Annotated in this window: 16 protein-coding genes; 6 read left to right on the top strand and 10 right to left on the bottom strand. The window is 64.7% G+C overall.

The features are described from left to right. Positions 1-3: 3 nt before the first annotated feature. The gene (locus BLT50_RS03280) at positions 4-1,017 is read right to left on the bottom strand and encodes a Hint domain-containing protein (RefSeq protein WP_090026407.1); all 1,014 of its coding nucleotides are present in this window, start codon (positions 1,015-1,017) and stop codon (positions 4-6) included. Between the two features lie 164 nt (positions 1,018-1,181). Here BLT50_RS03280 and BLT50_RS03275 point away from each other — a divergent pair, with 164 nt between their 5' ends. The 6 genes from BLT50_RS03275 to BLT50_RS03250 all read left to right on the top strand — a co-directional run bounded on the left by BLT50_RS03275 (position 1,182) and on the right by BLT50_RS03250 (position 5,902). Continuing rightward, complete coding sequence (locus BLT50_RS03275; protein WP_090026404.1) at positions 1,182-1,961, top strand: SDR family oxidoreductase; 780 nt, start codon at positions 1,182-1,184, stop codon at positions 1,959-1,961. Positions 1,962-2,090: 129 nt separating this feature from the next. Further along, the gene (locus tag BLT50_RS03270) at positions 2,091-3,209 is read left to right on the top strand and encodes an ABC transporter ATP-binding protein (RefSeq protein WP_245723264.1); all 1,119 of its coding nucleotides are present in this window, start codon (positions 2,091-2,093) and stop codon (positions 3,207-3,209) included. Between the two features lie 214 nt (positions 3,210-3,423). Next, the gene (locus BLT50_RS03265) at positions 3,424-3,648 is read left to right on the top strand and encodes a twin-arginine translocase TatA/TatE family subunit (RefSeq protein ID WP_090026400.1); all 225 of its coding nucleotides are present in this window, start codon (positions 3,424-3,426) and stop codon (positions 3,646-3,648) included. Between the two features lie 3 nt (positions 3,649-3,651). Further along, positions 3,652-4,152 (top strand): Sec-independent protein translocase protein TatB, encoded by a 501-nt coding sequence (gene tatB, locus BLT50_RS03260; RefSeq protein ID WP_090026398.1) that lies wholly within the window; start codon positions 3,652-3,654, stop codon positions 4,150-4,152. Next, complete coding sequence (gene tatC / locus BLT50_RS03255) at positions 4,149-5,060, top strand: twin-arginine translocase subunit TatC (protein ID WP_090026396.1); 912 nt, start codon at positions 4,149-4,151, stop codon at positions 5,058-5,060. The genes tatB and tatC overlap by 4 nt, the downstream gene beginning before the upstream one ends. Further along, entirely contained in the window at positions 5,060-5,902 is an 843-nt protein-coding gene (locus BLT50_RS03250) for an ATP-binding protein (RefSeq protein ID WP_090026394.1), read from the top strand. The genes tatC and BLT50_RS03250 overlap by 1 nt, the downstream gene beginning before the upstream one ends. A 13-nt stretch (positions 5,903-5,915) precedes the next feature. Here BLT50_RS03250 and BLT50_RS03245 read toward each other — a convergent pair whose 3' ends face one another. The 9 genes from BLT50_RS03245 to BLT50_RS03205 all read right to left on the bottom strand — a co-directional run bounded on the left by BLT50_RS03245 (position 5,916) and on the right by BLT50_RS03205 (position 13,902). Beyond that, entirely contained in the window at positions 5,916-7,130 is a 1,215-nt protein-coding gene (locus tag BLT50_RS03245; RefSeq protein ID WP_090026392.1) for a peptidoglycan DD-metalloendopeptidase family protein, read from the bottom strand. 78 nt (positions 7,131-7,208) lie between these two features. Beyond that, positions 7,209-7,862 carry a protein-L-isoaspartate(D-aspartate) O-methyltransferase gene (locus BLT50_RS03240; RefSeq protein ID WP_090026390.1) on the bottom strand — a complete coding sequence of 218 codons (654 nt, stop codon included), beginning with the start codon at positions 7,860-7,862 and terminating at the stop codon, positions 7,209-7,211. Then, positions 7,859-8,641: a 5'/3'-nucleotidase SurE gene (surE, locus tag BLT50_RS03235; protein ID WP_090026388.1), complete on the bottom strand. Its 783-nt coding sequence runs from the start codon at positions 8,639-8,641 to the stop codon at positions 7,859-7,861. Before surE ends, BLT50_RS03240 begins: the two co-directional genes overlap by 4 nt. A 135-nt stretch (positions 8,642-8,776) precedes the next feature. Continuing rightward, complete coding sequence (locus BLT50_RS03230) at positions 8,777-9,418, bottom strand: SDR family NAD(P)-dependent oxidoreductase (RefSeq protein ID WP_090026386.1); 642 nt, start codon at positions 9,416-9,418, stop codon at positions 8,777-8,779. A gap of 51 nt (positions 9,419-9,469) precedes the next feature. Further along, positions 9,470-9,733: a hypothetical protein gene (locus BLT50_RS03225; protein ID WP_090026385.1), complete on the bottom strand. Its 264-nt coding sequence runs from the start codon at positions 9,731-9,733 to the stop codon at positions 9,470-9,472. 120 nt (positions 9,734-9,853) lie between these two features. Then, positions 9,854-11,338, bottom strand: coding sequence for an amidophosphoribosyltransferase (purF, locus tag BLT50_RS03220; protein ID WP_090026383.1), 1,485 nt, complete (start codon positions 11,336-11,338; stop codon positions 9,854-9,856). A 123-nt stretch (positions 11,339-11,461) separates the two neighbouring features. After that, positions 11,462-12,028 (bottom strand): CvpA family protein, encoded by a 567-nt coding sequence (locus BLT50_RS03215; RefSeq protein WP_090026381.1) that lies wholly within the window; start codon positions 12,026-12,028, stop codon positions 11,462-11,464. Between the two features lie 22 nt (positions 12,029-12,050). Continuing rightward, positions 12,051-13,415: a DNA repair protein RadA gene (gene radA / locus BLT50_RS03210; RefSeq protein ID WP_090026378.1), complete on the bottom strand. Its 1,365-nt coding sequence runs from the start codon at positions 13,413-13,415 to the stop codon at positions 12,051-12,053. 31 nt (positions 13,416-13,446) lie between these two features. Beyond that, positions 13,447-13,902 carry a paraquat-inducible protein A gene (locus BLT50_RS03205; protein ID WP_090026376.1) on the bottom strand — a complete coding sequence of 152 codons (456 nt, stop codon included), beginning with the start codon at positions 13,900-13,902 and terminating at the stop codon, positions 13,447-13,449. Between the last annotated feature and the right edge of the window lie 28 nt (positions 13,903-13,930).

Below are 13,930 nucleotides of genomic sequence, written 5' to 3'. Positions count from 1 at the left end.
CCCCTATCGGGTCGAGGCGCGCCGCAGGATTTCGGCGGCATCGGGTCGGTCAAGCAGCGATTCCTGCACTTCGTAGGCGAGATGCGCCTTTTGACCGTGTGTGTTCAGGCTGGAAGACAGCGTTTCCGCCAGTTCCGCCGGCAGGGCAGGCCGCGTGCGCGGATCGACCAGCAGCGTTTCGGCGGCGATCCCTTCGGCATAGATGATCTGGTGGCTGTCGAAGAGCAGCTGGAAATAATCCACGAACCCGCCATCCTGGCGGTAGACGCTGGTGCCGTTGACCAGATGCCGGGCACGCACCAGCAATTCCGAGCGTCCCGCGCCCAGGGCATCGGAGCGCTGATAGATGAACAGGCGGTGTTCCGGGCTGACGATCAGGTCATGTTCGTTGTGCAGGGTGCCGGCCGTGATCACGATCGGCGCGTATTCCCCGACTGCGCGCACCGTGCTCTGGCCGATCCAGCGGATTTCCTGAGGGCCTTCGTCGCGGGTCAGGACGCGGTCGCCCAGTTGCAGATCCTCGATCCTTTTCTGCGCGCCGTCGGCCATGGTGATATGGGTGCCGCGGGTGAAGGACACGCAGGCCAGTTCGGCCAGTTTGGCGCGTGTGTTGTCGCGGTCGATGGTCACCAGCGCATAATCCGTCTTGGGCTGCATGGCGGCCAGCGGAAGGCCGTAGACCTCAACCACGCCGCTGGTGTCGTCCACTTCGACGAGGACAAGCATTTCGGTGGTCTGCCCGTCGGGTGACATGAAGGTCAGGCAACTGTCGAGATGCAGGACCGCGCCGATCTTTCCGACCGTGGTGTCGCGGGCAATGATCAACGTGCCGTCGGCGTGGGGCTGAACGCTGAGCCGGGCCATCCTGACCTGCGGGCTGAGCATGTAGACATCGCTATGGACCAGCTCGTCCGCGAAGGACAGCGGATCGCCCATATTCGCGCCGTTCACCACGTTCAGCGCGTCGGACCGGTAGACCGGCAGGGAAAACGTGGCGTTGGTCGGTTCGGTTGTCATACTGGCATTCTTGTCACTTCGGCCCGGTCCGGCCTGTGCAGGACCGACCTAGGATACGAATGTGGCGGGGGTCGGTCAACGAATGGGTGTTTTACTGGCAAACCGGGCCGGATTGCTCTAGCTCTTTGGCTGCAAACGCGAATTTTCGAACAGGGAGCGACAGAATGGATCTGGGGATCAAAGGCAAACGCGCGCTGGTCTGTGCCAGCAGCAAGGGGCTGGGCCGTGGCTGCGCCGAGGCGCTGGCGGCAGAGGGTGTGAACCTCGTGATGAACGCCCGCAGCGACGGGCCGTTGCAGGAAACTGCGCAGGCGATCCGCGATGCCTATGGCGTCGAGGTGACGGCGGTGGCCGCCGACATCACCAGCGAAGAGGGGCGTGGCAAGGTTCTTGAAGCGGCGGGACAGGTGGATATCCTTGTCACCAATGCGGGCGGTCCGCCGCCGGGCCTGTGGAAGGATTGGGACCGCGAGGATTTCATCAAGGCGCTCGATGCCAACATGCTGACGCCGATCGCGCTGATGAAGGCGATGCTGCCCGGCATGATGGAGCAGGGTTGGGGCCGTGTGGTCAACATCACCTCGCAGTCGGTCAAGGGGCCGATCGCTGTGCTGGGCCTGTCGAACTCGGCCCGCGCGGGGCTGACCGGCTATGTCGCGGGCACCGCACGCCAGGTTGCGGAAAAAGGTGTTGCGATCAACAACCTGCTGCCCGGCATTCACGCAACCGACAGGGCGATTTCGCTGGATACCGGCGTGTCCAAGGCACAGAGCATCACGATGGACGAGGCGCGCAAGCAGCGCGAGGCGACGATCCCTGCGCGGCGCTATGGCACGATCGAGGAATTCGGCGCGGCCTGTGCATTCCTGTGCTCGCAATATTCGGGCTTTATCATCGGGCAGAACATCCTGCTGGATGGCGGTGCCACGAACGTCACGATCTGATCCGGCAGGCCGGGGCGAAAGCCCCGGACATCCCGCCGCGTGCGCGGCGGGCTTGCCCCCGGGCGAACGAGTTGCTAGGCAAATCCCGAGCAATTTTATCAGCCAAGCCCGCCGCCGATGAAGCACGACATGCCCCAGCCCGGACCGGAAAGGACACAGGTGAACCAGACCGTTCCCCGACTGGAGATCCGCAATCTCTCGCGCGCCTTCGGTGGGCAGGTGGTGGTGGATCATGTGTCCCTGAAGGTGATGCCGGGGCAGGTGACCTGCCTGCTGGGGCCATCGGGCTGCGGCAAATCGACGACGCTGCGGATGATCGCCGGGGTCGAGATGCAGGATTCGGGCGAGATCTTCGTCGATGGCCAACTGATCTGCGACACCGTTTTCCGGGTGCCGCCGGAACGGCGCCATATCGGCCTGATGTTCCAGGATTTCGCGCTTTTTCCGCATCTGAGCGTGGGCGACAACGTGGCGTTCGGCCTGAAGGGCCCGGCGGACCGCAAGCGCGCGCGCGTTGAGGAGCTGCTGGACAAGGTCGGGCTGCGTCGGTTCATCGACGAATATCCCTATCAGTTGTCCGGGGGCGAACAGCAGCGGGTCGCGTTGGCGCGGGCCTTGGCGCCCAAGCCGCGCATCATGCTGATGGACGAGCCGTTTTCGGGCCTCGACAACCGGTTGCGCGACGATATCCGCGACGAAACGCTCGAAGTGCTCAAGGCCGAGGATGCGGCGGTTCTGCTGGTGACGCATGAGCCCGAAGAGGCGATGCGCATGGCCGACGAGATCGCGCTGATGCGCAACGGAAAGATCGTGCAGCAGGGTGCGCCCTATAACGTCTACAACGCCCCGGTCGATCGTCAGGCGGTTGCATTCTTCAGCGATATCAACGTGATCCGGGGCAAAGTTCAGGGCGCTTTGACCGATACGCCCTTTGGCCAGTTCCTTGCGCCTGGCGTGCCTGACGGTGCCGAGGTGGATATCGTGATCCGCCCGCAGCACATCAAGCTGGACCTGGACCGGGGCGGGCGCGGGCCCAACCCGACAGTTCAGGACGGCGTCGCCGCCCGGGGCGAGGTGGTGCGCGCGCGCTTCATGGGGGCCGAAAGCCTGGTCGAGATCCGCATGGATTACGACGGTTCGGTCCTCAAGGCGACGGTGCCCAACGTGTTCCTGCCCAGCTTGGGAAAGCCTCTGTGGCTAATGATCCGGCGGGACCGCTGTTTCGTGTTCCCGGCCGCGGGGGCGTAGCCGCGAATCGTGTGGCGCGGCGCTGCGCAAGCGGGGCGCCAGTCCCGCTGCACATGCGTCGTTTGAACGGCAAAGGCCCGCCAATGCGGACATTGCCGATCAAATTCCGCCCGTTGCGGCGCTTTGGTCCTTCCATGTGCCGGGCTTCACCATTAGATACGGAAAATGATTTTCGAAGGGTCCGTGCACGGACCCCCACCAAGGGAGAGATCACATGCTCAACAATATCGGCCTTCCCGGCCTTCTTCTGATCGCCGTCGTCGTGCTGGTGCTGTTCGGCCGTGGCAAGATCAGCTCGCTCATGGGTGAGGTCGGCAAGGGCATCACCTCGTTCAAGAAGGGCGTCGCCGAAGGCACCAAAGAGCTTGAGACGAACGACGACGAGGCAGCGACAGCCGCCAAGGACGTGACGCCGGAAAGCGACAAGGACAAGGCCTGATCCATGTTCGACCTTGGCTGGACCGAGCTGCTGCTGATCGGCATCGTGGCCCTTATCGTGGTGGGCCCGAAAGACCTGCCGGGTCTGTTCCGGTCGGTGGGCCGCTTTATCGGCAAGGCCAAGGGCATGGCGCGGGAATTCAGCCGCGCGATGGAAGAGGCGGCGGATGATTCCGGGATGCGCGACATCACCAAGACCATCCGCAGTGCGACCAACCCGGTCGGCACCGCGATGGACGGCGTCAAGGATGCCGCCAAGTCGTTGACCGACATCGATCCGAAAAGCGAGACCGGCAAGCTGTCGGCCGAGCGCATGGAAGCCAAGAAAAAGATCGAGGCCGCCGCCGCGCGCAAGGCGGCCGAGCGGATGCAGCGCGAGGCGCAAGAGGCCATGGACAAGGCCGAAGCGGCCGAAGCCGCGCTGAAACAGGACAGCCCCGAGCCCAAGCCGCAGCCCAAGGCTGACGTGGCGGCCGAGGCTGATACGCCCAAGGACAGCGCATGAGCGACACTGACGAGATCGACGACAGCTCGGCCCCGCTGATCGAGCATCTGGCCGAGCTGCGTACGCGGCTCATCCATTCGGTCATCGCCTTCCTGATCGGCATGGTGATCTGTTTCACCATCGCGACGCCGATCTTCAATTTCCTCACCGATCCGTTGTGCCAGGTTCTGGCCAGCCGCGGGCAGGATTGCGATCTGATCTTTATCAGCCCGCAGGAAGGTTTCTTCGTCGCGATCAAGATCTCGCTTCTGGGCGGCTTCATGCTGGCCTTTCCCTATATCGCGAACCAGATGTGGCGGTTCGTGGCGCCGGGGCTCTACAAGTCCGAGAAAGGTGCGTTCCTGCCCTTCCTGGTGGCGTCGCCCTTCATGTTCTTTCTGGGCGCGGCCTTTGCATTCTACGTGGTAACGCCGCTTGCCTATGACTTTTTCCTGGGCTTCCAGCAGTTCGGGCAGGGCGGCGAGGCCGTGGTGGGCGAAGAAGTGCGCCAGGGTCTGTCCGTCGTGTTCCAGGGTTCGGCGCAGGAATATCTCAACCTGACGATCAAGTTCATCGTGGCCTTCGGGCTGTGTTTCCAGCTGCCCGTCCTGCTGACGCTGATGGGCAAGGCCGGGCTGGTCAGTGCGCGCGGGCTGAAGGATGTGCGGAAATACGCAGTCGTCGGCATCCTGATCCTTGCCGCGCTGGTGACGCCGCCGGATGTCATCACGCAGGTGATCCTGTTCACCGTGGTCTACGGGCTTTACGAGGTGTCCATTTTCCTTGTTGGCCGGGTCGAGCGTGAACGCGAAGAAAAGCTCAAGGAAGAGGGGCTTTGGTTCGAGGATGACGAGGCAGAGTTCGACGACCCCCTGATGAAGGAATTCGATGAGGGTGACGACGATCCCGGCATGGTGAACAAGGACTGATGGACGACCAGACCCTGAAACGGATCGCCGAGGCGCTGGAACGGATCGCGCCGGCCCCGATGGCCGCCCCGGATTTCGATGCGGCGGACGCCTTTGTCTGGCACGTGACGCCCGACCGTCTGGTGCCTGTGCCACGGGTCAACCGGGTGGCGATCGAGCTGCTTGTGGGGATCAACCGCTCGCGCGACACGCTTTTGGAAAACACCCGCCAGTTCGCGCGTGGCCTGCCGGCCAACAACGCGCTGTTGTGGGGTGCGCGCGGCATGGGCAAATCCAGCCTGGTGAAGGCCGCGCATGCCGCCGTGCTGGCCGAGGGGCTGGCGCTGAAGATCGTCGAATTGCAGCGCGAGGATCTGCCAAGCGTCGGGCGGCTGCTGAATATACTGCGCGATGCGCCGCAGCACCGGTTCGTGCTGTTTTGCGACGACCTGTCGTTCAGCCATGACGACCAGCATTACAAGTCGCTCAAGGCGGTTCTTGATGGCGGGATCGAGGGGCGGCCGGACAACGTGATCTTCTACGCCACGTCGAACCGCCGCCACCTGATGCCGCGCGACATGATCGAGAACGAACGCTCGAGCGCGATCAACCCGTCCGAGGCGGTCGAGGAAAAGGTATCTCTGTCGGACCGGTTCGGTCTTTGGCTGGGCTTTCACCCCTGTGATCAGGATGAATACCTGTCCATGATCCGCGGCTATTGCGATGCGCACGGGGTCGAAATCGACGACGACACCCTGCGCGCAGAAGCGATCGAATGGCAAGCCACGCGCGGTGGCCGGTCGGGCCGGGTGGCCTGGCAGTTCTTCACCGATCTGGCGGGGCGCAAGGGCGTCGCGCTCTGACGCGCGTTGCGCGTCAGTTCAGGTAAGGTGTCGGATCGACGCTTTCGAACCCTTTGCGCACTTCGAAATGCACGTAGTTGGCGTTGCCGCCGCGGATCTTGCCGATGGATTGGCCGCGGCTGACGCTGTCGCCTTTCCTGACCTGGATACCTTCGATGTTCGCGTAGACGGTCAGCAGGTTGTCGTCGTGTTTCACCACGACGATCGGCACCTGGTCGGCATCCGATGTGATCGCCGCGACCGTGCCCGAGGCGGCGGCCTTGACCGGTGTGCCGGCGGCGGCCTGGATGTCGATGCCTTCGTTCTTGCCCTTGGCATAATCGCGGATGATCTTGCCCTGCACGGGATAGCCCATACGCGCGTTCGAGGAACTGGACTGCGTTCGCCCCAGGTTGGGGGCCGGCGTTGCGGCCGGTGCAGGGGTCGCGGCCGGGGTGGTGTCCTGTGGCAGCGGTTGCGTGGCCGATGGCGGCGTCGGCGTCGGGCTGCCGGTGCCCGGCTGCGTGGTGGTCACAACGGCCGGCGCGGCAGCGGCCGAGGCGGTGGCCGGAGCCGCCGTATCCGGTACCGGGATCAGCAGATACTGGCCTTCGCGCACGGCAAAATCGCGGCCCAGCCCGTTCCATTCGGCAAGCGAGCGGACGGACACGTTGTAAAGCCGCGCGATGGAATAGGCCGTTTCGCCACGCTTGACCTTGTGGCGCACCGGTTCGACCCCGGTTTGCGTCTGGGGCAACGTGCTGGATTGCACGGCATCCGGCTGCGCGCGGTCGATGGCGTTGCCGGCCAGCGTGGTGATGTCCACCTGCGAGGGCGGCTGGATCGGGCCCATGCCGGTGGCGCCTGTCGCCGGAGAAGGCTCGGCCACGCGGTTCGGCAGGGCGATCACTTCGCCGTCGCGCAGGCGGTCATCGACCTGCAGCCCGTTGTAGCGCGCCAATGCGGCGGGATCGGTGCCGATCCGGTTGGCCACGTCAATCACCGTGTCGCCGCGTTCGGCGATGGCGACCTGGTAGCCGGGATAGGAAATGATTCCGCGGTTGTCCGGCGCGGGGCGGTCGGCAACGGCCTGTTGGGCGGCCTCGGTCGTCGACATGGCGTTGCCGAAATTGCCGCGCAGGTCATAATCGAGTGGCTGCTGGCATGCTGCCACCAGCACGGTTGCAGCCGTGGCTAGTACCCAGCGGGGCAGGCGGGGCGGACGAAGGGCGGTGTTTTCGGCGGTCATCTCGATCTATTCCTCATTATCCGTGCCCCTTGTTCGCCGGGGCTTTGGTTCACTCGTGCGCGCGCATCCTGGCGCCTGTCATTCCTCGCGTCCGAGCCCTTCGACAAGGGGCACGAAACGCACCGGGCGCAGTTCGTCATAATCGAACCCGTCCTCGTTCCGGGTAACGCGGATCAGGCTTTGCACCGTGTCTGACTGACCCACCGGCAGAACCATGATACCCCCGATCTTGAGCTGGGCCAAGAGCGGCCCTGGGGGGTCTTCTGCGGCGGCGGTCACGAGGATGCGATCGAACGGTGCCTGGTCGGGCAACCCGAACGAACCATCGGCCGTCACCGCGGTGATATTCACCAGGCCCATTTCGTCGAAGATGGCCTGCGCCTCGCGGACAAGGCGGCGGTAGCGGTCGACGGTGTAGACGCGGCGCGCCAGTTGGCTGAGGATTGCGGCCTGATACCCCGAGCCGGTCCCGACCTCGAGAACCTTGTCACGCGGCTGCACGTTCAGCGCCTGCGTCATCAGGCCCACGACCGAGGGCTGGCTGATCGTCTGGCCGCATGCGATCGGCAGGGGCATGTCCTCGTAGGTGCGGTCGGCAAAGATGCCCCGCACGAAGGGCGCGCGGTCCACCCGCTCCATCGCGGTCAGCACACGCGCATCCGTCACCCCGCGCGAGCGGAGCGCGAACAGGAACTGCATCTTGCGTTCCGCGGTGTCGCCGTCGTCGCTCATAGCGCGTCTTTCAAGGCCTCAAGCGTGCTGTGGCAGGTCAGGTCGGCCCGCATCGGCGTGACCGAGATATAGCCGTCAAGGTTGACCGCCGCGTCCGAGCCGGGTTCGGTCTGGATATGCTGGTCGCCGCCCTTGATCCAGACAAAGCGCCGCCCCGAGGGCGACAGGTGCGGTTCGACCGTGAAGGGCGCGTTGCGGCGATAGCCCTGCCGCGCCACAACGGTGCCGCGAACATCGTCGGCGGATACAGGCGGGAAGTTGATGTTGAAGAACAGCCGGTAGTCGTCTTCGTCCTGCGGCATGGCCTTCAGCAGCTTGCGGATAAGTGCGGGCCCATGCACGCCGGCCGCTTCGAACGGGTTGTCGGCAGTGAAATTCTGCGGGCCGAGGTATTGCGACAGCGCCATTGCGGGGATGCCCTGCAAGGCGGCCTCCATCGCGCCGCCCAGAGTGCCCGAATAGAGCGCGTTCTGCGCCGAGTTGTTGCCGCGGTTGACGCCCGACAGCACGAGGTCGGGCCGTGCATCGGCCATCACGTCATGGATGCCGGCCAGCACGCAGTCGGCCGGGCTGCCTTCGGCCGCAAAGCGCCGGTCGCCCATTTTCGCCATCAGCGTCGGGTGGGTGTAGCTGATGCAATGACCCACGCCCGATTGTTCGAACGCCGGAGCGACCACCCAGACTTCGCCCCCGGGGCCGGCCAGGTCGGCGGCGATTTCTTCCATGACCCGCAGGCCGGGCGCGTTGATGCCGTCGTCATTGGTGATGAGGATGCGCATGTTCTGCCCCTGTCTTGCCCTGCCTTGTCCTTAGAGGAGCGCCGCGCGCGGGGCAAGCACCGGCAATGCCAGGGGGCGTTGCCCCCTCTTGGCCTGCGGCCAATTCACCCCCGAGTATTTGGGGCAAGATGAAGATCAGGGCAGTTCCGAAAGCAGGCGCGCGGCCACATCCATCGGCTTGGCCAGCGCATCGCGGTTTTCGCCGGGGAAGAAGCGTGCGCGCGTGGCGGTCGGCATCGGATCGGGCGTCACAACATGCACGCGCGGCCCGGTCTTTACGGTTTCGGCGGCCCAGCTGCGCGCCAGCGCCGTCTGCGCGGCCTTGGTCGCACCATAGGCGCCAAAGAACTTTTCGCCGGCGCGCGGATCGTCGAAGAACAGCGCCGTGCCGGATTCACCGAGCAGGGGGGCGATGAAGGGGATCAGAACACCGGTAGCCGTGACATTGATATCCACCGATTTCTGCCAGTCCTTCTGGTCGATGAAAAAGGCCGGGCTGAGCGGTGCGGCATGGACCGCGCAATGCGCCCAGATGTCGATCCCGCCCCAGCGGTCGAAGATCGAGCGGCAGAGCTGCGCCATCGCGTCCTTGTTGGTGACGTCCATCGGCGCGAGCGTGGCGCTGCCGCCGCGGGCCTGGATGCGGTCATCCAGTTCTTCCAATGCGCCGGTGGTGCGGGCCACGGCCACGATGTGATGGGTTTCGCAAAGCGTTTCCGCCAGCGCGGCGCCCAGCCCGCGCGATGCCCCGGTGATGAGTGCGATCTTGTCAGTCATGGCGGTGCTTTGCGCCTTTTCCCCCGGCAGGTCAAGGCGGTGCGATACGCTCTATTCGCCGGGAATAGTCAGCGTCACCGATTGTCCGCGCCGTATCGCGTGCAGCAGGCCCGGTGCGATGGCGGTGATCTGCATTCCTGCCAGCCGGTCGCCGCTGGCCACCCGTTCGATCCTGCCCGAGGGCAGGCGCAAGAGCGCCCTTGCATCCGTGTCCGGGCCGAAGGTGCCGATCAGCACCGGGTCGTGCCCCTGTGGGGGGATTTGTTGCGTGGCGAGCGCCGCCACGTTGTCGGGCGTTGCCTCGGGGGTAGCCATGTCTGAAGGGTCCGTTTCCTGATCTGTCGGACCGGGCAGATAGGCAAATGCTGCGACTGCGAAAAGGGGCGATTTCGCCCCTGCGCGCTTTGCCGCCGATGCCCTTGCGTCAGGTGCGGGTCACTCGGCCGCCTTGAGCTGGAAACCCTTTTCCAGCATATCCGTCGGCGCGACCGGGTAGTCCCCCGAAAAACACGCGTCGCAGTATTGCGGGCAGGATGCGTCGCGGCCTTTCACTTCACCCACGGCGCGGTAGAGGCCGTCGAGCGAGATGAATTTCAGGCTGTCCACCGCAAGGTGTTCGCGCATTTCTTCCTCGCTCATGGTGGCGGCGAGCAGTTTTTCGCGCTGCGGCGTGTCGACGCCATAGAAACAGGGCCATGCGGTGGGCGGGCTGGCGATGCGGAAATGCACCTCGGCGGCGCCGGCATCAAGGATCATTTCCTTGATCTTGCGGCTGGTCGTGCCGCGCACGACGCTGTCATCCACCAGGATCACGCGCTTGCCTTCGATCAGGGCGCGGTTGACGTTCAGTTTCAGGCGCACACCCATGTTGCGGATCTGTTCGGTCGGTTCGATGAAGGTCCGGCCCATATACTGGTTGCGGATGATCCCCATGCCGTAGGGGATACCGCTTTCGTGGGCAAAGCCTATGGCCGCGGGCGTCCCGCTGTCGGGCACCGGGCACACGAGGTCGGCATCGACCGGGGCCTCGCGGGCGAGTTCCACGCCGATCTGGCGGCGGGTTTCATAGACCGAGCGGCCGCCGATGATCGAATCGGGGCGCGAGAAATAGACATGCTCGAAGATGCAGAACCTCGGTTTCGCGGGCACGAAGGGGTGCAGGCTTTTGAGTTCGCCGTCTTCGATCACCACCATCTCGCCGGGTTCGACATCGCGCAAATAGTCCGCGCCGATGATGTCGAGCGCGCAGGTTTCCGACGACAGAACCCAACCTTCGTCGCCGATCCTGCCGATCACGAGCGGGCGCACGCCCAGCGGGTCACGCACGCCGATCAGTTTCGTCCGGGTCATGGCGACGACGGAAAACGCGCCTTCGACGCGGCGCAGCGCGTCCATCATGCGTTCCGGCACCTTGCGCTGCAAAGAGCGCGCCATCAGGTGGATGATGCATTCGCTGTCCGACGACGACTGAAAGATCGAGCCGCGCTCGATCAGTTCGCGGCGCAGCGCGTCGGCATTGGTGATGTTGCCGTTATGCGCGATCGCCGCGCCACCCATGCTGAACTCGCCGAAAAATGGCTGCACGTCGCGGATCTGCGTGGCGCCCTTGGACCCGGCGGTGGAATAGCGCACATGCCCGATCGCCAGCGCGCCGGGCAGGGTTTCCATCAGCGATTGCTTGGTGAAGTTGTCGCGCACATAGCCGAACCGACGTGCCGAGTTGAAGCCGCTTGCGGGATCGTAGCTGACGATGCCGCCGGCCTCTTGTCCGCGGTGCTGCAGAGCGTGCAGCCCGAGTGCCACGAAATTGGCGGCGTCGGTGACGCCCGTGACGCCGAAGACGCCACATTCCTCATGCAGCTTGTCATCACCTGCGTCCTCGGACCAGGCGTCGAAATCGAAGGGATGGGCGGGGGGCATATGCTTGGACAAGGGCAGCTCCGAATCCGTGTGGCCTGCTTACGCGCCACTCTTAAGGATTTGCGACGCGACTGTCACGGAACTATCACATACTGGCCGTGCAGCCGCGGCTATACGCCCCGGTTATTCGGTCGCCGGGGCTTCGCATACGCCGACAAGCTGTTCGTACTGGGCGGTGATCCAACCCAGGGCAGCTTCGGGGTTCTGGCTTTCGATGCTTTCGGTCATGCGGCTGAAGACGCGGGCGGAGCGCGAGTCGTCGATCATCGCGACCTCCTGGCTGGTGATCACGGTGTCGTAGACGAAATAGGCCACCGCAACCAAGAGGATGCCGCGCAGCACACCGAAGAGAAATCCGACCCCCTGGTCGATCCCGCCAAGCGCCGAACGTTGCACCACCGAGGAAAACAGCGGCGTGAACAGCGATGCGATGACCAGAGCCACGGCAAAAACGGCAGCGAAGGCCGCGATGATCGACAATTCGCAACTGTCCGAGAGCATCGAGCCGACAACCGGGACTTCCTTGACCAGCGGCTGGACCTGTGGGGCGAATATGAACGCGATGATGCCTGCGACGATCCAGCCCGCGATGGCCAGAGCCTCGCGGACGAAGCCGCGCGCATAGGCCAGCAGGGCCGACACGATGATGACCAGCGCAACGACGCCGTCGATAATGGTAAAGCCTTCCATGCTTCTCCCCGCCTGCCAGACGCTACACTGCGCCGAACAACTCACCCACGAAACTGGCCAGATCCTTCATTTGCGTCAGGGCCAGACCACCATTACCGGTCAGCTTGCCACCCGCCGGAACGATTGCGGTGTTGAAACCAAGTTTTCGGGCTTCTTTCAACCTGTTTTCGGCCTGACCGACCGGACGCAGCGCGCCGGACAGGCTGATTTCGCCGAAAACCACCGTTTCCGCGGGCAGGCTGGCATCTTCGCGCGCAGATAGTAGCGCGGCGGCCACGGCCAGGTCGGCGGCCGGTTCCGTCACCTTCAGGCCGCCCGCAACGTTGAGGTACACGTCGAGCCCCGCAAAGGGGATGCCGCACCGCGCTTCGAGCACCGCCAGGATCATCGCCAACCGCCCGCCATCCCAGCCCACGACCGTGCGGCGCGGTTGGGAATGCGGTGTTGGCGCGACCAGGGCCTGGAACTCCACCAGCAGGGGGCGGGTGCCTTCGATCCCGGCAAAAACCACCGAGCCGGGGCTGGGTTCGCCCCGTTCCGACAGGAACAACGCCGAAGGGTTGGGTACTTCGGCCAGGCCGCCGCCGGTCATTTCGAAGACACCGATTTCGTCCGCGGGGCCAAAGCGGTTCTTGACGCTGCGCAGGATTCGGAACTGGTGGCCGCGCTCGCCTTCGAAATACAGCACCGTGTCGACCATGTGCTCGACCACGCGGGGGCCGGCGATCTGGCCTTCTTTCGTGACATGTCCGACAAGCACGACGCTGACGCCGCGCCGCTTGGCGAATGTCGTCAGCTCATGCGCGGCCGCACGGACCTGAGACACGCTGCCGGGCGCGCTATCGACGTTGTCGGCCCACATGGTCTGTATCGAGTCGATGATGACAAGTTGCGGCTTTTCCGCTTCGAGCGTGGTCAGGATGTCGCGCAGGTTGGTTTCGGCGGCGAGTTGCACGGGGGCCTGCTCCAACCCGAGGCGCTGCGCGCGCATGCGGACCTGGGCGCTGGCTTCCTCGCCGCTGACATAGAGCGTCTTGAGCCCCGCCTGCGCGAAGCGCGCCGCGGCCTGCAGCAGCAAGGTGGATTTGCCGATGCCCGGATCGCCACCGACAAGGATCGCGCTGGCGGGCACCAGCCCGCCGCCCAGCACGCGGTCCAGCTCGTCCATGCCCGATTGCGTGCGCGGGGGCGGGGTTTCCTCGGTCGCGAGATCGGTGAGGGCCACCGCCCGCCCGCGCGACGCGCCGAGCGACTTGGACGCCGGTCCGGCAGAAAGCGGCGCCTCTTCGACGATGGTATTCCATTCGCCGCAGGCGTCGCAACGGCCCGACCACTTGGAATGGGACGCGCCACAAGCGGTGCAGGTGAAGCTGGGTGTTTTTGCCATGACAGTTTAGTGCCGCAAGCCGTGCAGGGCGTCAAACGTCAATTGCGGGCGCTCCGCGGGGCCTTGTCAGCATCCCGATCGCCAGGGACGCCAGGATGCAGGCGGTGAACAGGTACAGCCCCCAGGCGGTTTCGATGCGCCCGACGCCGATGCCCTTGGCCAGCGTGATATAAAGCGCGATCAGAAAAATGTCGGCCATCGCCAGTTTGCCGAGCACGCCCAGCACGGGCATCACCCGGCTGTCCAGCAACCCGAACTGCACCAGGGCAAGGCCCAGCGTTTTCAGATACGGCGCAAAAAGCGCAAAGAACGTGACGAGCAGGGCCAGGATCACATCGCTTTGCCACAGCGATTGAAGCCCGGAAATCACGCTGATTTCCGAAAGGCGGAACAGCGGCAGCAACCCGGCGCGCATGAGCGGCGCAAACCAAGCGACCGGGAAAAGTACGAGAAGGGCCAGGTTGGCCAGGCGAAGGGCGTTCTGCATCGGATATGCCTAGCCCGGAGCGCAGGGT

The sequence above is a fragment of the Lutimaribacter saemankumensis genome (assembly GCF_900100005.1).
Classification (GTDB): Bacteria; Pseudomonadota; Alphaproteobacteria; order Rhodobacterales; family Rhodobacteraceae; genus Lutimaribacter; species Lutimaribacter saemankumensis.
Note: the sequence above shows the minus strand (reverse complement) of the source record. Positions and strands in the feature narration are given on the sequence as shown.

Excerpts from the sequence above, each read along its gene's own strand:
- BLT50_RS03270 (WP_245723264.1), top strand. The coding sequence starts at position 2,091 with ATGCCCCAGCCCGGACCGGAAAGGACACAGGTGAACCAGACCGTTCCC.
- BLT50_RS03240 (WP_090026390.1), bottom strand. The coding sequence starts at position 7,862 with ATGAGCGACGACGGCGACACCGCGGAACGCAAGATGCAGTTCCTGTTC.
- BLT50_RS03225 (WP_090026385.1), bottom strand. The coding sequence starts at position 9,733 with ATGGCTACCCCCGAGGCAACGCCCGACAACGTGGCGGCGCTCGCCACG.
- BLT50_RS03245 (WP_090026392.1), bottom strand. The coding sequence starts at position 7,130 with ATGACCGCCGAAAACACCGCCCTTCGTCCGCCCCGCCTGCCCCGCTGG.
- radA (WP_090026378.1), bottom strand. The coding sequence starts at position 13,415 with ATGGCAAAAACACCCAGCTTCACCTGCACCGCTTGTGGCGCGTCCCAT.
- BLT50_RS03265 (WP_090026400.1), top strand. The coding sequence starts at position 3,424 with ATGCTCAACAATATCGGCCTTCCCGGCCTTCTTCTGATCGCCGTCGTC.
- BLT50_RS03250 (WP_090026394.1), top strand. The coding sequence starts at position 5,060 with ATGGACGACCAGACCCTGAAACGGATCGCCGAGGCGCTGGAACGGATC.
- BLT50_RS03280 (WP_090026407.1), bottom strand. The coding sequence starts at position 1,017 with ATGACAACCGAACCGACCAACGCCACGTTTTCCCTGCCGGTCTACCGG.
- BLT50_RS03230 (WP_090026386.1), bottom strand. The coding sequence starts at position 9,418 with ATGACTGACAAGATCGCACTCATCACCGGGGCATCGCGCGGGCTGGGC.
- BLT50_RS03215 (WP_090026381.1), bottom strand. The coding sequence starts at position 12,028 with ATGGAAGGCTTTACCATTATCGACGGCGTCGTTGCGCTGGTCATCATC.
- tatC (WP_090026396.1), top strand. The coding sequence starts at position 4,149 with ATGAGCGACACTGACGAGATCGACGACAGCTCGGCCCCGCTGATCGAG.
- tatB (WP_090026398.1), top strand. The coding sequence starts at position 3,652 with ATGTTCGACCTTGGCTGGACCGAGCTGCTGCTGATCGGCATCGTGGCC.
- surE (WP_090026388.1), bottom strand. The coding sequence starts at position 8,641 with ATGCGCATCCTCATCACCAATGACGACGGCATCAACGCGCCCGGCCTG.
- BLT50_RS03275 (WP_090026404.1), top strand. The coding sequence starts at position 1,182 with ATGGATCTGGGGATCAAAGGCAAACGCGCGCTGGTCTGTGCCAGCAGC.
- BLT50_RS03205 (WP_090026376.1), bottom strand. The coding sequence starts at position 13,902 with ATGCAGAACGCCCTTCGCCTGGCCAACCTGGCCCTTCTCGTACTTTTC.
- purF (WP_090026383.1), bottom strand. The coding sequence starts at position 11,338 with ATGCCCCCCGCCCATCCCTTCGATTTCGACGCCTGGTCCGAGGACGCA.